This is a genomic window from Phyllobacterium sp. 0TCS1.6A (assembly GCF_026420825.1).
Classification (GTDB): domain Bacteria; phylum Pseudomonadota; class Alphaproteobacteria; order Rhizobiales; family Rhizobiaceae; genus Phyllobacterium.
Genome location: NZ_JAPMAB010000004.1, coordinates 110,171 through 127,732, shown reverse-complemented (window position 1 = coordinate 127,732; position 17,562 = coordinate 110,171). Strand labels below are relative to the sequence as shown.

Sequence of the window (17,562 nt, the reverse complement as noted above, 5' to 3'; positions counted from 1 at the left end):
AGGGTTCGCTCTGTGCGGGGTTGTTTCTTGTCTAAGCGCTGAATGGATGCTTGACGGCGTCTCTCTGGGCGGTTGCCTCCGCGGCGGTCGGCTTGCCCGACACGGCGCGTTCGATAGCTTCCTTCGTCGCCCGGTAGTTGAAGTCCTGTATCTTGGCGTCGTCGTCTGCTTCCCAGTGGATGAAGACGCCGACGCAGATGAAGACGTCATCTGCTTCATCGGCCGGAATGGTTCCGTCCGCGACGCTGTCCTGCACGGCCTTGGCGACGGCATGCTGTGCCGGGCCGAACATTTGTACCGCCTGCTTGGCCCCCTTGATGGTGACCTTGTTGAACAGGATGGTATTGGGTTTGCAGGCCAGATTAGGCGCGATGACTGCAAGCAGGGAAGTGAAACCGTCCTTGTTGTTCGTCAACGCATTGCAGAAAGCAGTCTCAACCGCGCTGCCGCGCGGTCCGATGAGAAGATCGATATGCGCAACTTCATTTCCGTCGCCGACAAGCGACTCGCCAACCATGACCTTGTTGATTTTACCCACAGCTAAATACCTCCCTAACCGTTTCCAAGTGTTTGTCCAAAGACGCCGTACCTCGAGACACGACGCTCGATGGACAGCTATCCTTGTTCACAGCACCCTCGGTTCAATGGGTCGGTTGGCCAGATAGCAGCGGACAATCCGCTGGCGAAATTCAAGCACTTACATCGTCATTATGCAAGAGCTTGATGAGCTTCGATGCAAAAAGGCTGGCGACGGTAAGGTCTGCCGAAGTTCCGGGATTGAAGCCCTGCCCCTTCAGCCTCGTATCGAAGGCGAGCAGCAGTTTTTCCCGCTCACGCCCGTCGCCGATTTGCAGGATTCGCGCCTGGATTTCGCGGGCCTCGAGCATGATGCTGTCAGCTGCGGCGATGCCATGCTTGCGGATGACGTGGCTGTCGGGGAAGCTCGAGAGAAAATGCAGGTAGACGAAGACGGCCGGCCACATGGCATCTTCGCCGTTCAGGACGGCATCGGCATGAGCCGACAGACCGCCTTCGAAAATATCGGCGAAGCCATTGGCATATTGCCGGGCGATCATGTCGCGATCGGCAGCAGAACGCATCGCTTCGAGAAGCGGCACAGCAGGCGGTTCCGCCACGTCATGTTCGGATGCAGTGCCGAGGCCGCCGGGCTTGGCCAGCACGATGGCGGCGAAGACGTCGCGGGCATCGTTGTCGTCGAGTTTGTCGAGCGTCCGCATCAGGCCGTGGCGCAGGTCGCGTCCTTCGAGCGCTGCGGCTCTGGCCAGCGGCACGCAAAGCAGGACGATGCCGAGATTGGTGTTCGTACCCACCTTCTGCCGGGTAGCATCCACCGCCGACAATATGCCTTTTCCGGTGGGCTGCGCGGCGTCGCTGACAGCGCCGGCCGATATTTGCGCACTGTCGAAGAACTGCGCGGCACTCATCCCGTGCCCATCGGCGAAGCGGTGGACATTGCCGGGCTTCAGCGCTTCGATTTCGTCATGGCAGGCGTCGATATAGGCGCGGCGGATCTGTTCCCGCGTCGGTGTCACGCCGCGGGCCTCTCGTGGAGCTCGCGCTCGATCTGGCCGACCAGCGCCGCGGCAATGCAATCGGCGATGCGGACCGGCGCCACCGATTGCAGGCCGGTCCAGGCCGGCATGCTGTTCACTTCGAGGATCAGCAGACGGTCGTCCGCTGCGGGGATGATGTCGATGCCGGCGAAATCGGTACCTATCGCAGCCGATGCCGCAAGTCCGAGCCGTTCCAGTTCGTCCCTGATAGCCCCGATCACCGGTTGGGGCTTGGCGCCCTTGGCGATATTGGTGATCCAGCCTTCCGCATGGCGGGTCATCATGCCGAGGACCTCTCCTGCACAGGTGAAGACCCTGTAGTCGCTATAGGAAGGACCGGCCCGGGCGACGAAGCGCTGGAGATAATAGACATTGTCGACCTCGTCCGGCGCAGGCAAATCCGCCACGCTGCGGATCAATCGCAGGCCGCGCCCTTGCGAGCCGAACAGCGGCTTGAGCACGAGGGGGCCATTGACCGCTTCCCGCTCCACCACGGCCGCGGCGTTGGCCAGGCTTTCGACGGCGAAAGTCTCGGGTGTCGGCAGGCCCGCCTGCGCCAGGAGAAACGTCGTGGTGGATTTATCGACGCAGCGCTCGATCGCCTTGGCCGAATTCCAGACCGGCACGCCGAGATGACCAAGCGCGTGGAGAATGCCGAGCCGCCGGGTGATCGCCTCGAAACTGCCGGAAGAAACCGAGCGCACGATGACTGCGGCCGGAAGAGCGCCATTGAAGCGCGGAATGGCGATTCCCGAAGGATGGCGGGTATCGAAGCCGATATCGGCGATGGGCATCGTCTCGGAACTGTAGCCGAGGGAGCGTAGCGAAGCGCGCAACTGCCTCACCTGCTTGTCCGGCCGATCCGATAGTATCAGTATGGTTCCGGTCATTCCACTCAACCCAGGGATTGTTCGAGCATGGCTTCGTTGATTTCGCCGTTGCGGAATGTATCGCCGGTTTCTATCGCCGTTACAATCACTTCGGCGGGGCTGAACAGATGTGGGTCGATGGCATAGAAGTCCCCCTTGAACTCTTCGAATATCTTCGCGAAGGGCTGCCCATAGTCCCGCGACGTCCTGCTCGGCAGGTTCTCGGCGAGCGCGCGTGCGTCGTCGGAACTGCCACGGACGAAGAGTTGTACCGAACCGCCATAGATGATGGCGTCATTGGTTCGCCCCATGGCCCGCAGGAAATCCGGATGTGGGGCGGGTATGGGTGCGCGGCCGACGCCATCGACGATATTCTCGAGCGGAAACTTGAGATCATGCGCCTTGTGCAGCGCGACTTCGAGCACACGGCCGATGATCTGCACGGCGCCGGTGAGGCTTTGCGTCGGCGCGTAGATGAAGGTCAGCGCATCGGGAGCGAGATCGGTTGCCTTCGCAACCTTTTCCACCACGGCGCGGGGAGGAGGGGAGGAGGTCTCGAGCACCACGACGGAGGAGGTCGCGTCCGGCTCGCGGTAGGCGATCTCGTCGAACAGAGGTTCCACTCTCGCCAGCGCACGCACCGGGCCTGATCCCATGGCGAAATATTTCTCGTGCGAGAGGTTCCAGCCAGCATATTGACTGGCGAGACAGGCAAGGACCGGCTGCGACGAACATATGGTTACCCCATAGGGCCATTTTCCGCTTCCGAGCGTGGTGGTCGCCGTTCCGAGCCCGCCCATGCAGATTTCGATCAGCCGCAACCCGGCTTCGATGCCGCCCGGCGCCTTCGCGCCCGCGTCGATCAGATGCTCGCCCAATTCGCCGCGGCTATGGGAAATGCCCAGCCGGTCGGCATCCCGGATCATCGCGCGAGCGAGATCCTCGGCACTTTTGTTGAGATAGGCGTGACCATCTCTCATGGGAAATCCCTTCTCCAATTGGCCGCAATCTGATCGACCCGTTCCTTGACGGCTTTCATCGCGGCCCTGGCGGAGCCAGCTGTGGCGAAGACGGTGCATACCGGATCGCCGGCCTTGAGTGCCGTGCCGGCCATCTGGTGATCTGCCGTAAGATCGGGCCAGTCGATGTGCGGAAACGCACCGATATCGGCATTCGTGTAGGCGATCGCCGCAGCAGCGGAACCGCGATAGCTGGGTCTGGCCACCGCATGTCCCATCGACGCCCTGAGATGTTCGACGATCAGGGGAGCCTCCGGCGTGTCGAATATGTCGAGCGTCGCGCCCGGCCGGGGATTGATTTCGATGAGGTGCTGCGTTGCGCCATGGGTGATGAAATCGGCGCTGCACAGGCCGACCAGCCCGGTGCGCCGAGTCAGCGCGGACAGCCAGGCCTTGATCTGGTCGGCATTGTCCCGGCGGTAGTGCCGCAGCCGCACCGCTCCGCCATAGCGATAGGGGCTTGAGCGGGATGGCGACACCCATTGCCGGCTGAAGCCGAGGGTGATGGCCGTTTCGCCATTGGCGAGAAACAGCGCGGACAGGTTGGTTCCGCGCACGAAGCGTTGATAGTAGCGGCCCATATCCAGCGCGTGCGTGCTGGCCCGCTGCACATGGGACCCGCCGGCGGCGCCGGCCGATTTGAGCACCCACTGGTCCGGATCGTCCGGTCGGTCGAACCTTATGTCCGGATGCGGAATACGAAGCTCGGCACAGATATCCGCCAGCTTTGCCGGGTCTTTGACGAGGCGCACCGTCTCGGCACTGTTGCCCGCGAGGCGGAAAGCGCGCGAGATGGCCTCGATCATATCCGGATTGCGCTCGAAGCCTGAACCGAGAATGACGAGCGGCTTGTCGGCGCCGGCAAGAGCCTTCAGGCTTTCGATCAATTGCGTCCCGTCGATGCCCGTTGCAAGGCTGCCGGAGAGTTTTACCGCCCGGTCGGCCAGCGCAAGCGTATCGGCATCGTTGAACAGATCGGCCACCAGCGGCCGCAGCCCCGCGCGTCGCGCTGCCGCAGCGAGCGAACGTCCGGAAATCGCGGCGATTAAGACCGCATTACTTGGCGAGATCGCGAGCAAGGGTGAATGCGTCCCGAAAATCGAAGATGACTGGTTTCGTCGCTTGGATCATCTGTTGGAAGAGGCCGGCCTGGGTCTTGTATTTGACATTGCCGATCGAAAGCGGACCAAGGGCGACGGCGCGTGTCGCATCGATGGGGTCGCCATTGGCGTTGACCTTGACCCCCTCGATGCCGGCGGGCGGAACGGCATTCACATCGGCTGCGACGAGAAGCTTGCCGGCCTCGCCGAGTTGAGCCGCGGAAATCACCTGAACGCCTGCCTTGGCCGCAGCCAGCACCACTTGCGCCTGCGCCAGCACCTTCTGCTTGTTCTCCTCGGTGGAGCCGTCCGCCGTTTCGACCGTCACGTTGAAGCGCTGCTTTATCGTCGCCGCGATGGAATTTACCCTCTCGACGCCGTCATGGCCGACAAGGGTGACATTGGCGCCGTGTTCCGCCGTGATCACCGCCGTGCAATAGCCGACCACGCCGGTAGCGCCGAAGATCGCGATATTGGTATCGCGTAGATCCCTGCCATGGTGCTTGGCCAGGGCCTTTTCGACCTTCGCGACCATGGCTGCAGCCGTTGTGAACGATCCTGCCGGGTCTGCGAAGACCGAAATTTCGAAGGGCGGCACCATTGCGCTCCGGGCGGCCTCCACCATGTCCAGGGCAAGAAGCGCATCCTTGCCGGCAATGAATATGCCGGTGGCGACGCCGGCATCGGGCGGGCGCGAGAAGATGGCGTCCTGGACCAGATTGCCGACATCCGAAAGTTCAACGCCGGTATAGGGTATGGTCGCGTCATAGCCCGCGTCGAGCGCCATGTTCACATCGAAGGGGCTCATCTGCCGGAGGGGTGTCAGCATGTGCAGGATTGTTTTGCGGCTCAAGATATCTGCTCCTGTCGAATGAAGATGTTTTCGGTCGGTACTTCGCAATTGTCCGATGCAGCCGGGCGCAGGATGTGCGCTCCGCTGTTCTTGCCGGCGACGATCTCAATGTTTACGCCAGCCGTCGCCTCACGGCAGGCATTGACGATCCGTTCCGCCTCGCTTTCGGACGCGGCAAAGGCGAAGCCCGTTGGCCCCCACGAGCTTTGACCGACGCCGACCGCCCCGGCCTGGCTCAGCCTGCCCATGGCCGCCTCCACCTGCCTGCTCGTAAAAACGCCGCCCTGGGCCGGGGCGAAATAATTGCCGATCTCTGTCTGAATGGCGTGGATGGCATGCCCGAAGAGGGTTATGTCGCGTTCGACCACGCCGGGCATGACACCCATCAGCACATGGCGGCTGATCGAAGCAGCGGCGGCGGCCGGAAAAGGCGGCAATGTCTTGAACGCCTCGATTTCATCCTCGCCGTGGATTCCTTGCGTAGTGGCATCGGATACCAGGATCGCCCGCCAATCCTCGGGGAAAGGTAGCCTGGCGACGATCGTCGGCGCTGCCCTCGCGGGGCTCTTGCCGGCATCGATGATCAGCCCGCCGCTTCGGAAGGCGGCGATGCCGATGCCCGAGCGCATGCCGCGACCGAGCAGGCTCGCATCGTTGACGGGATCGAGCGGAAGATTGTGCAGGACGCGAATGCCGGCAGCAACCGCAAGCGCAAGCTGCGTGCCCGAGCCCAGGCCGACATGCTGGGGAATGGTGCGTTGGACGATGATCCTGTGCCGGGCATTCAGGCCGAGATGATGACGGACAGCCGATAGATGCCGGGAAATTCGATCGCTCTCGTCACCTTCGACCTGATCGCTCGAGCCCAGCGAAATTTTCAGCTGGGTAGAGATGCCGGTGATCGGCAGGCCGATACTGCCAAACCGCTCGCGGCCGGGCTCGGGGGCGCTGCCCGGTATGTCGAGGAAGCCAAGGTGAAGACGGGCCGGGACTTCGATCGTGACGGATTCCGACATTTGCAAATTACACAATCTCAAAAATCGGGCCCTGCACTATGATATCGTCTTTCAATCCCGGCGCAAGCCGTTGAATGAAAGCGTGGAGGATTGTCGCAATGGATCAGGAAACGAAGTCGAACAAAGGCAGGGAGCGCGTCTATTCCGACGACGAGATAATCGCCAGGCTGGAGAAGGAACTGTCCCATTGGCGCTATGAGAACGGCTGGATAAGGCGAAAATACAAGACCCATGGCTGGAAATCGACATTGATGGTCATCAACACGGTCGGGCATCTGGCGGAGGCGGCCTGGCATCATCCCGACATCAAGGCGTCCTATGCCTGGGTGGAGGTGCTTTTGATGAACCATGCGGCCAAGGGCATCACCGACAAGGATTTCGAGCTGGCGGCAAAGATCGAGAGCGTCGTGCAATGGCAGCCGGGCCGCGAGCAGGGCTCACTGGAGGGAACGCCGGCGACGGATCAGCGCTTCGCCTATCTCAAATATGATGACTGACCGCAAATTTTGCGTTCCCGCAGGGTTCACAACGCAGAAAAATTAGATAAGCTCAGGATCGGCACCAGAAAGTTGCGGAATATGTCGGTTGCATGGATTGGCAGCCAGCCGGTACCTTTGGCGGATGCAGTTCGGACCGCTGCGAAGCTTCTGGCGTCCAGCCGGTGCCCCGTTTTCTCCCTTGATGCGGATGTGCATGGTACGCGCAGCGCGATCGCGCTGGCGGCTGTGCTGGGCGCTGCCTATGACCATCGTTCCGGTGATGCGGTGGCGCGCGAGGTCGCGCTGTTCACCGACCATGGCGGCATGTTCACGACGCCCGGCGAGGTACGGCGGCGCTCAAGCCTGATTGTTCTGGTCGGAGATATCGCCCCCGCCCATGCCGAACTGTTCAAGGGTTGGGCGGGCTCTTCGCCCGACCTCGGCGACAAGGCGCCCCGGCGCTGGTTCCAGGTGTCGGCAAGCGACCAGCCGACGCGGCGTGGCAAGGCGGTGGTAAAGGCAGTTCCCTTGAAGGGCGAGGGATTGTCGTTGAACGCCACGCTTGCCGTACTGCGCGCCGAGTTGCAGGACCGCACGGTTGCGGCGCCTTTGCAGAACGTGGAGCGGTTGAAGAAGGCCATGGCCTCCGCGCAATTCCCCGTGTTCGTATTCAGCGGCGGCTCGCTCGACCAGGCCGGCCTCGTCATGCTGCAGGACCTGATCGTCGATTTCAACAGCCGGCATCGTCTCAGCAGCCTGTTCCTGCCGGACGACGACGATGCCTGGGGAACGGTGCTGACGTCACTATGGATGACCGGATTTCCACCCCGCACAGGTTTCATCAATAGCCTCCCAAGCTATGACCCGGTCCGGTGGGACGTCCAGCGCATGATACGTGAGCGAGAGGCTGACGTTCATGTCTGGATGTCCGCGCGTGGCGGCGAAGATCCCCCCAAAAGGGGGAGCGCGGCCGTGATTGCCCTGGACAAGACGGAAAGGCCTGCCCGAGGCGCCGCGGTAACCATTGCCGTCGGCGAGGCGGGACTGGACCATGATGGCGTGCGCTATTCCAGCAGGGTGGGAACATTCACCGTGGTACAGGCGGCGGAACCGTCGCCGCTGCCGAGTGTCTCGGCCGTCCTGCGGCAGCTGGCCGAGGCGATGCCCGGCAAGGGAACCCTTATATGCTGACAAGACTGACAGGTGGCGAGGTCGTCGATCCGGTCAATGGCGCGACCGGCATACGCGACATCTGGATCAGGGATGGCGTGATCGTGGATCCGCGCGAAGGTGAAGCGGCCGACCAGACGCACGACGTCTCCGGCTGCATCATCATGGCGGGCGCCATCGATATCCATTCGCATATTGGCGGCGGCAATGTGAATACCGCCCGTCTGCTTCTGCCGGAGCACCACAAGGCGCATCTGCCGAGGCCGGCTGCGACGCCGCTGTCGAATGCCGGCTGGTCCACCTTTCAAACCGGCTGTCTCTACGCCCAGATGGGGTTCACGACCGTGGTGGAACCGGCAATGGCGCCCTACACGGCGTTGCACACCCACCTCGAACTTGCCGACATCCCGATCATCGACCGGGCGACGCTCGCCATCCTCGGCAATGATGATTTCACGCTCTCGCTTCTGCGCGACGGCAAGTCGGAAGCCATGATCGACGATTATGTCGCCTGGGTGGTCGGCTCGACCCGGGCGCTCGGCGTCAAGGTGATCAATGCGGGCGCCGCTGCGGCTTTCAAGGAGAACGTCCGCGCCTTTTCCTTTGACGATGAGGTGCCGGAATACGGGCTGAGCTCGCGCAAGATCGTCAAGTCGATGCAGCATTCGGTCACGCGGCTCGGTATTCCGCATCCATTGCATGTTCACGCCAACAATCTCGGCCTCGCCGGCAGTGCCGATACCGCCGATGTGACCATCGCGGCAACGGAAGGTGTGCCGATGCACCTGGCGCATCTGCAATTCTACGGCTATGGCACGCAGGGCAAGCGGGCATTTTCATCGGAGGCGGCGCGGCTCGCCGAATCGGTGAATTCCAACCCCAATGTCACCATCGATGTGGGGCAGGTGATGTTTGGCCAGACCGTGACGATCTCGTCGGATGTCATGCGCCAGTTCTCGGCCATAGACAAAGCCAGCCCGAAAAAATCGGTGATCATCGATGGTGATGGCAATGGCGGTGGCGGCATCGTGCCGTATAGTTACAAACGCAACTATTACGGCACGCTGCAATGGGCGGTCGGCCTGGAACTATTCCTGCTGATTGCCAATCCCTGGCAGGTGTTTTTCACGACCGACCATCCGAACGGCGCGCCGTTCACCGCCTATCCTGATATATTCGCGCTGCTGATGAGCAGCGAGGCCCGCGATGCGAGAGCGGTCGAACTGAATGTCGCTGCCCTTGAAATGACGACGCTTGCATCCATCCGGCGCGAATACAGTCTTGAAGAGATCGCCATCATGACACGCGCGTCCCCGGCCAAGCTGCTCGGTCTGAAGGATCGCGGCCATCTCGGCGCCGGAGCCATTGCCGACATAGCGGTCTACCGCCGGGGCAAGGATATCGCCAAAATGTTCCGCGAGGCGGCACTTGTGTTCAAGAATGGCCAGCTTGTCGTGAAGAACGGCAAGGTTTCGGCCTATCGCTGGGGAAAAACGCTCCGTTTGAACCCGCCGCCGGACCGCGCCATGGTCAAGCGGATGAAAGCCTATCACGAGGACCGCTACGGCCTGCCGCTTGAATGGTTCACTTTCCCCGATTCGGCGATCGATCGCGACGAGCCGTTCATGGAGGTCCCATGGAACAGCTGATGCGGAACGGCGTCGCCATCGACGATACTTTTGCCGAAGCTTTCGGCATGCGGGCAACGGCGATCATCATCACGGCGCCGACGCTGAAATGGGCGCGGCAGGCGGCGATCACTATGACCGGCTATGCCACATCGGTTATCGGCTGCGGCTGTGAGGCCGCTATCGACGTCGATATTCCCGCATCCCGCACCCCGGATGGACGCCCGGGCTGCCGGGTGATGATCTTCGCCATGGGCACGGACGAATTGCAGAAACAGCTGAAGAGCAGGCTCGGCCAATGCGTCCTCACATCGCCCGGCAGCGCATGTTTTGCCGGGCTGGAGGCGCCGGCGCGCCTCGATCTGGGCAATTCACTGCGCTATTTCGGTGATGGCTGGCAGATTTCGAAGAAACTGGCCGGCAGACACTATTGGCGCGTGCCGGTCATGGATGGCGAATTCCTGTGCGAGGCGACGACCGGCCTGACCAAAGGAGCGGTCGGCGGCGGCAATCTTCTTCTGCTTGCGGCGGACAATGCGAAAGCCCTGCGAGCCGCCGAACGTGCCGTTGCGGCGATCGGCAAGGTGCCCGGCGCCATCATGCCCTTTCCGGGCGGTATCGTCCGGTCGGGCTCGAAGGTCGGCGGCAAATATAAGGGCATGATGGCATCCACCAATGATGCCTTCGCACCGACCTTGCGCGGCGTGGTCAAATCCGCGCTGACGCCGGAGATCAATGCGGTGCTCGAGATCGTCATCGACGGCGAGACCAGCGACGCTGTAGCCGCCGCGATGCGGGCCGGATTGAAAGCCGTCATCGATCTTGGACCGCAGAAAGGCGCGCTGCGCATAAGCGCCGGCAATTATGGCGGCAAGCTCGGCAAGTTCCACTATCATCTGAAGGAACTGCTTTGATGAAAGCCTTGACCTTCACCCTGATCAACCCGCCGGAAGAGCGTCTCGACCTGTCGATACTGACGCCGAGCACGCTCGCAGAATTGACCAGGAACGAGATCGCCAAACTCCGCATCGGGACCAGTCGCAGGCCCGCATCGGTCGGAGACCTGTTCAAGATCACCGGCAGCGATCCTGCCAACATCGTCTTCGAAGGCGGTCATTCCCGTTTTGACGGGGTCGCGTCCGGCATGACCGGCGGGTCCATCCGGCTGGTCGGCGACGCCGGAAACCAGATTGCCAGGGCAATGACCGGCGGCTCGCTCTATATTGGCGGAAGCGTCGGCAAGCATGCAGGTTCGGGCATGACCGGCGGGCGCGTAGAGGTCACGGGCAATGCCGGCGACAATGTCGGCGGCCCGCTTGCCGGAGAAATCACCGGCATGGATGGCGGCGTCCTCATCATTCGCGGCAAAGCCGGCGATTATGCCGGGGATCGCCTGCGCCGCGGCACAATTGCCTTGTGCAAGGGCTGCGGCGATTATCCCGGCTATCGCATGATTGCCGGGACCATCGTCATCCTGGGCCGGTCAGGAATCATGCCCGGCTACCTGATGAAGCGCGGTACGTTGCTTTTCGACCGGCAGCCGGAGCACCTCTCGCCGACATTCCTGCCATGCGGCGAGCCCGACAGCCCGTTTGCCGGCCTCCTGGACCGCTATCTCATCAGCGAGAAGATCACTGATCGCGCCTTGCTGGGCGCGAGGCCAGGCAAGTTTGCCGGCGACAATGCGGTATCCGGCAAGGGCGAAATACTGTACCGGAAGAAAGGCCGCTGATCACAGGATCGGCGGGACTTCCCCCGACTGAAACAGGATCATCGGCGCGCCATAATCGCCCGGATGCCGGCACGCACTGCGTGCCCAGGCGACAACGCCAAGGTGAAGCGGCGCCAGTTCTCTTGCCGCTTCGAGGGCGAGCGCTTCCGTTTCGAATTTCATCGCATCCATGTCCGGCACGAGTTCCCCTGAATCAGACCGGGAGAACGCAACGACGACTATGCGGCGGGCAGGGTCCATCCGAGCATCCTCTTCGAATGCGCGCTCTGCTTGCAGCGCGCAACTCCAGATGCCCTCATTCAATAACACCCCAATAGAAGCGGCTTGGCAACATCGAACTTCAGGAATTGCCGTGCCGCGGCTGCTAGTCGGACCGCCAGATAGGGCGCTCCTGTGAGCGCGCAACATCGATTCCACAATATGGATCGACAGGTCCAGACGGCTTCCGCCAAATGTCCAGAAATATCGCGATTCTACGGCCATGCAGCTTGACGAGCTGCTCATCCTCTAGTCCACTGGAACTCATATGAATTGCATGGTCCATGATATGGATCGAATGAGCTTCGGGAGGTGCTTATGGATCGGGATTCGGTGATCATTGTAACTGGCGGGGCTTCCGGCATAGGCAGGGCGGTGGTGGAGGCCGTTCTCGGCCGCGGCGCCCGGGTCGTCATCGTGGATCGTGACGAGGCGGCACTCGAACGATGCAGGGCCGAACTCGGTGCAGGCCCCGCGTTAATGACCGCCTGCATCGACATCGCCGACGAGGAAGCCGTGGTGGAAAGCGTGGCGCAATGGGAGGCGTTCGGGCGCATAAGCGGGCTGGTCAACTCGGCGGGCATCGCGCGCGACGTGCCGGCATTCGAAACGGACCTTGCGACATTCCGCAAGATCGTGGACGTCAATCTCGTCGGCAGCTTTCTTCTCTGCCGTGAAGCGGGCAAGGCGATGCGGCGCCATGGCGGCGGCTCGATCGTCAACATCGCCTCCGTATCGGGTATCAAGGGGAATCGCGGCCGCGTGGCCTATGGCGCCTCGAAGGGCGGTGTCCTGACCATGACCAAGGTCCTTGCCGTCGAGTGGGCAGCTCACGGCATAAGGGTCAATGCGATCGCCCCCGGTCCCATCGAAACGCCGCTGGTGCAGGTGGTGCATACGCCGGAGGTGAGGGAGGCCTGGATGAACACCGTGCCGCAACGACGCTATGGCATGCCGGAGGACATAGCCGGCGCTGCGATGTTTCTTCTCGACGGCAGCCAGTCCGGCTTCATCACAGGCCAGACGTTGAGTGTCGATGGCGGCTTTACCATTGCCGGCCTGCTGGCCTGACCCTTAGCCAGCGAGTGGCTTGCGCTCGACGATCAGGATGTGATCCGCGGCCAGGACGACTTCGCCGCGCTGGTTCAGGACCTCGCAACGCTCGACGACCCGCCCGGCCTGCGGCCTTTTCGGATCGTCCTCCTTGGCGCTGATCGTCACCCTGGTCTTGATCGTGTCGCCTATATGCACCGGCCGGACAAATCGCAGGCGGTCATAGCCATAGGAAAATGCAACGGGATTGATCAGCGAAGCGGTGAGACCGACGCCTATGGCGAAGATCATCGTTCCATGGGCGATACGCTGTCCGCCGGGCAAGGTCCTGGCGAACTCGGCATCCATGTGGTGCGGGAAGAAATCGCCGGTATGGCCGGCATGAACGACAAAATCCGTCTCCGTAATGGTGCGTCCCGTCGTCAGGCGAACATCGCCCAGCCGATAATCTTCGAAATAGATGGTCTCTTCTGCCATTTTCAATCCTGAGGTTTGGCGGCAAGCGGCGTCGCCGGCGCTGCGGATGACTGGTATGCCGCTTCGACGAGCGCCATCGTATGCCAGGCATCCTCGACGGAACTGACGAGCGCGGCATCCTCGCCGGCCGCAAAGCGCTGCAGGTTGGCCATGCGGCTCATGAAGGCATCGGGAAACCAGGATCCATGCAGGGGCACATCGATCCAGTCGGATCCGCCTTTCGGGAATATCTGCAATATGTCGGGCTCGCCGCGCGGGTAGTCGAGATTGACGCCAAGTTTCAGGTAGGCGGCGCCCTCCGTACCGCAGATGCGGAACTCGCATGCCTGGAACTTGCGGCCGAAACGATGGTCGTGATTGATCGAGAGCGAGCAGCGCCGCGCCGTACCGTAGTCGAGAATGGCGCTCGTGCGGGTCTGCGCCACGTCGTGCGAGGGATGGCCGATGGACTTGGCATGAATGCCGGCCGGATCGCCGAGAAGTTCGCGAATGAGGTCGAGATAATGGATCGAATGCATGGCGATCTCGATGCGGGGCAGGCCTTTCAGGAACGGCCAGAGGGTCCACGGCGTGTCGAGCGCGATCCAGGCGTCGAAATCGACGACCTCGCCCAGATAGCCCTTGCGAACCGCATCCTTCAAGGCGAGCGACATCGGCGCGAAGCGCAACTGGAAGTTGATCGCGGCCGCGATGCGCTTCCGCCGGCACAGCTTAAGGATCTCGGTTGCCTGGGCGAGGTCGCTGCCCATCGGCTTCTGTATGAGGGCGAAGGCCCTGTCGGGCAGTGCCGCGAGGACCTTTGCATGCTGGCCCGGCGGCGTTGCAAGATCAAAGACAGCGTTCGTTACCGCGGCTGCCTCCTCGAGCGAGCCATAGGCGGCTACGCCCCAGGCATCCGCCAGCGCCCGCGCCTTGCCGATGTCGGGATCATAGATGCCGGCAACCGGCATCGCGCCATTCCGGTATGCGGGAAGATGCGCGTCATTGACGATGCTGCCCGCGCCGAAGATGACGATCGGACGCGGTGCCGATGGCCGGGGCCAGAACTGCTGCAGATCGCGTGGGTCGAGGTCAATCATGATGGAACACCTCTTCCATCATCGCCCACCATTCGCCGCTCCCGCGCGTCGGAAGCGGCTCCTGGCACGGCATGCAGACCGCCCACCATTCCTTGTTGCGCGGATCGGCCGCCATCCTTGCCATGTCGGCGGCAAAATCGGTGCCGTGATATTCCCATGTGCCGAAAAGAAGGTTCTCCGGCTCTTTCAGGAAAATCGTGTAGTTGCGGATGTTGCAGCTGCTTATGAGGGCGAGGATCTCGGGCCAGACCGCCGCGTGCAGCTGCTTGTATTCCGCTATCTTGTCCGGCTTCAAGCCGATGACCATGCCCATCCGCTGCATCGCCTAGGCCCCCTTCTGCGCCAGCGTCAGGCCGGTCTCGGCGTCGAAGAGATGGGCCTGCGACAGGTCGAAGCTGAGCTTCACCGCTTCGCCGGGATGCAGCGGTCGTGGGTTCAACATGCGCGAAACCCACTCCCTGTTATTGAAATTGACGAAGAGCAGCGTCTCATTGCCGAGCGGCTCGGTTATGACGACAGGCAGTTCCATCTCGTGGACATCCTCGGCCGCGCCGGCATGAAGCCCGTGCCCGGTCGGGTAGACATCGTCCGGGCGGATGCCGAAGCAGACGCGCTGTCCATTGCGAAGCCTGTCCCGGAACTGCGCGGGGACCGGCAACGTCTGGCCGCTGCCGAAGACGAGTTTCCCATGATCGACGAGCGCGTCGTCGAGGTTCATGGGCGGCGAACCGATGAAGCCGGCGACGAATTTCGTACGCGGGTTCTGGAACACTTCGTCGGGCGTGCCGACCTGTTCGATATGGCCGTCGCGCATGATGACGATGCGGTCGGACAGGGTCATGGCCTCGACCTGATCATGCGTCACATAGATCATGGTCGACTTGACCTTGGCGTGGAGCTTCTTGATCTCGGTGCGTACCTGCGAGCGCAGCTTGGCGTCGAGATTCGACAGCGGCTCGTCGAACAGGAAGACATCGGGATTTCGAACGATGGCGCGGCCCATGGCGACGCGCTGGCGCTGCCCGCCCGAGAGCTGCGACGGGCGGCGGTCCAGATACGGCGTGAGGTCGAGAACCGTGGCTGCTTCCGCGACCCTCGTGTTGATTTCGTCCTTCGGCACGCCGGCGATCTTCAGGGAGAAGCCCATGTTTTCGCCGACGGTCATGTGCGGGTAGAGCGCATAGGACTGGAACACCATCGAGATGTTGCGCGAGCGCGGCGGCAGGTCGTTCACCGTCTTGCCGCCGATTTCGATCGTGCCGTCGCTGATATCCTCAAGCCCGGCGATCATCCGCAATGTCGTGGATTTGCCGCAGCCCGACGGGCCGACGAGGGCGATGAATTCGCGGTCCTTCACTTCGAGGTCGATGCCGTGCACGACCTCCTGCACGCCGTAACGCTTGATCAATTTTCTGAGTGTGACGGTAGCCATGGATCAACCTTTCACCGCGCCGAAGGTAAGTCCGCCGACGAGATGCTTCTGAATGATGAATGTGAGGGTGAGGGCCGGAATGATCATGACCACGGCGAGGGCGCACATGCCGCGCCAGTCGATGGTGAATTCCGCCGTATAGTCGAGCAGCCCGACCGGCAATGTCTTGGAATTGACCGATCTCGTGATCTGCGATGCCAGCGCATATTCGTTCCAGGAGGTAAGAAACGCGAAGATTCCCGCCGAGGCTATGCCGGGGCCAGCCAATGGAAACTCCACCTGCCAGAATGCCTGCCAGCGCGTGCATCCATCGATCTGCGCGGCCTCGGCCAGATCCTTCGGGACCTGCCGGAAGAAGCCATCGATGAGCCAGATCGTGAACGGGACATTGAGCGCGACATAGGTCAGGATCATCGCGAAATGCGTGTCGATTATGCCGGTGCGCGCAAAGAGCATGAACAGCGGCAATGAAAGCGCGATGCCAGGCACGGCGCGCGTCAGCATGAAGGCAAGGAATATCGCCGATTTCGCCTTGAACCGGAAGCGGGCGAAGGCATAGCCGCCCGAAACGCCGATAGCGAGAGCGATGATCGTCGAGGTGATCGAGATGATCAGCGAGTTGCGGAAGTAGCTCCAGACGGGAATCCCGCCGCCACCGACACCGGAGAACATTGCGCGGTAGGCATCGAGCGAAAGGTCCTGCGGGATCCAGATCGCCGGCTTCGCCATGATCTCGACCGTTGGACGAAGCGAGCTGAGCACGATCCAGAATCCCGGCAGGCAGATGATCAGCATGGCGATGAACAGCCCGACGAAATGCGCCAGGCCGAGCAGGCGCTTCTTGGCGCGATGAAGCTGATTATTGTCCATTTTACCACTCCGCTCCTATTTGCTGGCGCGCGGCGGCGAGCTTTCTGAAGAAATAGACCGTGAACAGGATGGACAGGAGGATGGCGACATAGGCCATGGCATTGGCCATGCCCATCCGCGCATCGCCATAGGCGGTGCGACCGATGAGCGTCCACAGCAGTTCGGTGCGTTTCGCCGGCCCGCCATCGGTCATGATCTTGACGATGTCATAGGCGCGGGCGACGTCCAGCGAGCGGATCGTCATCGCGATGAGGGCGAAAGGCGTGATATAGGGCCAGATCACATAGCGAAATGTCTGCCACGGCGTGCATCCATCCACATTGGCGGCCTCGATCGGGTCCTTTGGCATGGCCATCAAGCCCGCGAGGATCAATATGGCGAAGACGGATGTGGACGACCAGATTTCCGCGATGATGATCGACACCATGGCGAGGTTGACGTCGATGAGCCACGGAATTGCCCGATCGGTCAGCCCCAGCGATTGCAGGGCATTGTTGACGAAGCCGACATTGTCATTGAACAGGAACTTGAACTGGAACCCCACGAGTACCGGCGAGAACATCATCGGGAACATCATCATGGTGCGCAGTATCCGCTGTCCGCGCGTCGCCTTTTCGACCAGCATCGCCAGGCCGAGCCCGAGGAACATCTCGGCGTTCAACGCAATCGTCAGGAGCAGCACGGTCCGGCCGAACGCGATCCAGAACTCCCAGTTGGAGAGGACGGCGACATAGTTGCGAAAGCCGATGAATACCCAGAGGGAGTCCGGCTTGGTCAGGCGAAAGGGGGTAAAGCTTGAATAGAGGGAGAAGACGAGCGGCACGATGATGACAGCGGCCAGAACGATGAAGGCCGGTAACAGCAGCAGCGCCGGCGTCGAGAGCTTAACGGACTTCATGAATTGCCCTGATCATAATGAAGGATGCACCGGCGCGGCGCCGGTGCATCCGAAA

The 17,562-nt window shown here is 61.9% G+C and carries 20 protein-coding genes; 6 read left to right on the top strand and 14 right to left on the bottom strand.

The genetic code is table 11. The annotated features are described in order from the left end of the window. Positions 1–31: 31 nt before the first annotated feature. From fae to OSJ75_RS11475, 7 genes are all read right to left on the bottom strand, one after another. Positions 32–538, bottom strand: a complete 507-nt coding sequence (fae, locus tag OSJ75_RS11505; protein ID WP_250018895.1) for a formaldehyde-activating enzyme — start codon at positions 536–538, stop codon at positions 32–34. Positions 539–689: 151 nt separating this feature from the next. Beyond that, positions 690–1,553, bottom strand: a complete 864-nt coding sequence (locus OSJ75_RS11500) for a triphosphoribosyl-dephospho-CoA synthase (RefSeq protein WP_267228142.1) — start codon at positions 1,551–1,553, stop codon at positions 690–692. Then, positions 1,550–2,464: an ATP-grasp domain-containing protein gene (locus OSJ75_RS11495; protein ID WP_267228141.1), complete on the bottom strand. Its 915-nt coding sequence runs from the start codon at positions 2,462–2,464 to the stop codon at positions 1,550–1,552. The genes OSJ75_RS11500 and OSJ75_RS11495 overlap by 4 nt, the downstream gene beginning before the upstream one ends. 5 nt (positions 2,465–2,469) lie before the next feature. Continuing rightward, entirely contained in the window at positions 2,470–3,423 is a 954-nt protein-coding gene (gene mch / locus OSJ75_RS11490; protein ID WP_250018892.1) for a methenyltetrahydromethanopterin cyclohydrolase, read from the bottom strand. Continuing rightward, positions 3,420–4,541 carry an ATP-grasp domain-containing protein gene (locus tag OSJ75_RS11485; RefSeq protein WP_267228140.1) on the bottom strand — a complete coding sequence of 374 codons (1,122 nt, stop codon included), beginning with the start codon at positions 4,539–4,541 and terminating at the stop codon, positions 3,420–3,422. Before OSJ75_RS11485 ends, mch begins: the two co-directional genes overlap by 4 nt. Continuing rightward, positions 4,519–5,415: an NAD(P)-dependent methylenetetrahydromethanopterin dehydrogenase gene (locus OSJ75_RS11480; protein ID WP_305884373.1), complete on the bottom strand. Its 897-nt coding sequence runs from the start codon at positions 5,413–5,415 to the stop codon at positions 4,519–4,521. Before OSJ75_RS11480 ends, OSJ75_RS11485 begins: the two co-directional genes overlap by 23 nt. After that, entirely contained in the window at positions 5,412–6,431 is a 1,020-nt protein-coding gene (locus OSJ75_RS11475) for a beta-ribofuranosylaminobenzene 5'-phosphate synthase family protein (protein WP_267228139.1), read from the bottom strand. The genes OSJ75_RS11480 and OSJ75_RS11475 overlap by 4 nt, the downstream gene beginning before the upstream one ends. Positions 6,432–6,529: 98 nt before the next feature. Here OSJ75_RS11475 and OSJ75_RS11470 point away from each other — a divergent pair, with 98 nt between their 5' ends. From OSJ75_RS11470 to OSJ75_RS11450, 5 genes are all read left to right on the top strand, one after another. Continuing rightward, entirely contained in the window at positions 6,530–6,928 is a 399-nt protein-coding gene (locus tag OSJ75_RS11470) for a 4a-hydroxytetrahydrobiopterin dehydratase (RefSeq protein WP_250018889.1), read from the top strand. An 81-nt stretch (positions 6,929–7,009) separates the two neighbouring features. Next, positions 7,010–8,101: a tungsten formylmethanofuran dehydrogenase gene (locus OSJ75_RS11465; protein WP_267228138.1), complete on the top strand. Its 1,092-nt coding sequence runs from the start codon at positions 7,010–7,012 to the stop codon at positions 8,099–8,101. Continuing rightward, a complete protein-coding gene (locus OSJ75_RS11460) occupies positions 8,095–9,729 on the top strand; it encodes a formylmethanofuran dehydrogenase subunit A (protein ID WP_267228136.1) in 1,635 nt (544 codons plus the stop codon). The genes OSJ75_RS11465 and OSJ75_RS11460 overlap by 7 nt, the downstream gene beginning before the upstream one ends. After that, positions 9,717–10,622, top strand: a complete 906-nt coding sequence (gene fhcD / locus OSJ75_RS11455) for a formylmethanofuran--tetrahydromethanopterin N-formyltransferase (RefSeq protein WP_267228135.1) — start codon at positions 9,717–9,719, stop codon at positions 10,620–10,622. Before OSJ75_RS11460 ends, fhcD begins: the two co-directional genes overlap by 13 nt. Beyond that, entirely contained in the window at positions 10,622–11,440 is an 819-nt protein-coding gene (locus OSJ75_RS11450) for a formylmethanofuran dehydrogenase subunit C (RefSeq protein WP_267228134.1), read from the top strand. Before fhcD ends, OSJ75_RS11450 begins: the two co-directional genes overlap by 1 nt. On the opposite strand, the gene OSJ75_RS11445 is transcribed toward OSJ75_RS11450, so the two are convergent. Further along, a complete protein-coding gene (locus OSJ75_RS11445; protein ID WP_250018884.1) occupies positions 11,441–11,680 on the bottom strand; it encodes a hypothetical protein in 240 nt (79 codons plus the stop codon). 336 nt (positions 11,681–12,016) lie between these two features. Here OSJ75_RS11445 and OSJ75_RS11440 point away from each other — a divergent pair, with 336 nt between their 5' ends. Continuing rightward, the gene (locus OSJ75_RS11440) at positions 12,017–12,769 is read left to right on the top strand and encodes an SDR family NAD(P)-dependent oxidoreductase (RefSeq protein ID WP_267228133.1); all 753 of its coding nucleotides are present in this window, start codon (positions 12,017–12,019) and stop codon (positions 12,767–12,769) included. Positions 12,770–12,772: 3 nt separating this feature from the next. Here OSJ75_RS11440 and OSJ75_RS11435 read toward each other — a convergent pair whose 3' ends face one another. From OSJ75_RS11435 to OSJ75_RS11410, 6 genes are read right to left on the bottom strand one after another with little or no spacing between them, the layout of a single operon-like run. Further along, positions 12,773–13,228: a MaoC/PaaZ C-terminal domain-containing protein gene (locus OSJ75_RS11435; RefSeq protein WP_250018882.1), complete on the bottom strand. Its 456-nt coding sequence runs from the start codon at positions 13,226–13,228 to the stop codon at positions 12,773–12,775. Positions 13,229–13,230: 2 nt separating this feature from the next. Next, positions 13,231–14,307 (bottom strand): Gfo/Idh/MocA family protein, encoded by a 1,077-nt coding sequence (locus OSJ75_RS11430; RefSeq protein ID WP_267228132.1) that lies wholly within the window; start codon positions 14,305–14,307, stop codon positions 13,231–13,233. Next, positions 14,300–14,629 carry an L-rhamnose mutarotase gene (locus tag OSJ75_RS11425; RefSeq protein ID WP_250018880.1) on the bottom strand — a complete coding sequence of 110 codons (330 nt, stop codon included), beginning with the start codon at positions 14,627–14,629 and terminating at the stop codon, positions 14,300–14,302. Before OSJ75_RS11425 ends, OSJ75_RS11430 begins: the two co-directional genes overlap by 8 nt. 3 nt (positions 14,630–14,632) lie before the next feature. After that, positions 14,633–15,739 carry an ABC transporter ATP-binding protein gene (locus OSJ75_RS11420; protein ID WP_267228130.1) on the bottom strand — a complete coding sequence of 369 codons (1,107 nt, stop codon included), beginning with the start codon at positions 15,737–15,739 and terminating at the stop codon, positions 14,633–14,635. A gap of 3 nt (positions 15,740–15,742) precedes the next feature. Next, entirely contained in the window at positions 15,743–16,609 is an 867-nt protein-coding gene (locus tag OSJ75_RS11415; RefSeq protein WP_267228129.1) for a carbohydrate ABC transporter permease, read from the bottom strand. A 1-nt stretch (position 16,610) separates the two neighbouring features. Next, positions 16,611–17,507, bottom strand: a complete 897-nt coding sequence (locus OSJ75_RS11410; protein WP_250018877.1) for a carbohydrate ABC transporter permease — start codon at positions 17,505–17,507, stop codon at positions 16,611–16,613. Between the last annotated feature and the right edge of the window lie 55 nt (positions 17,508–17,562).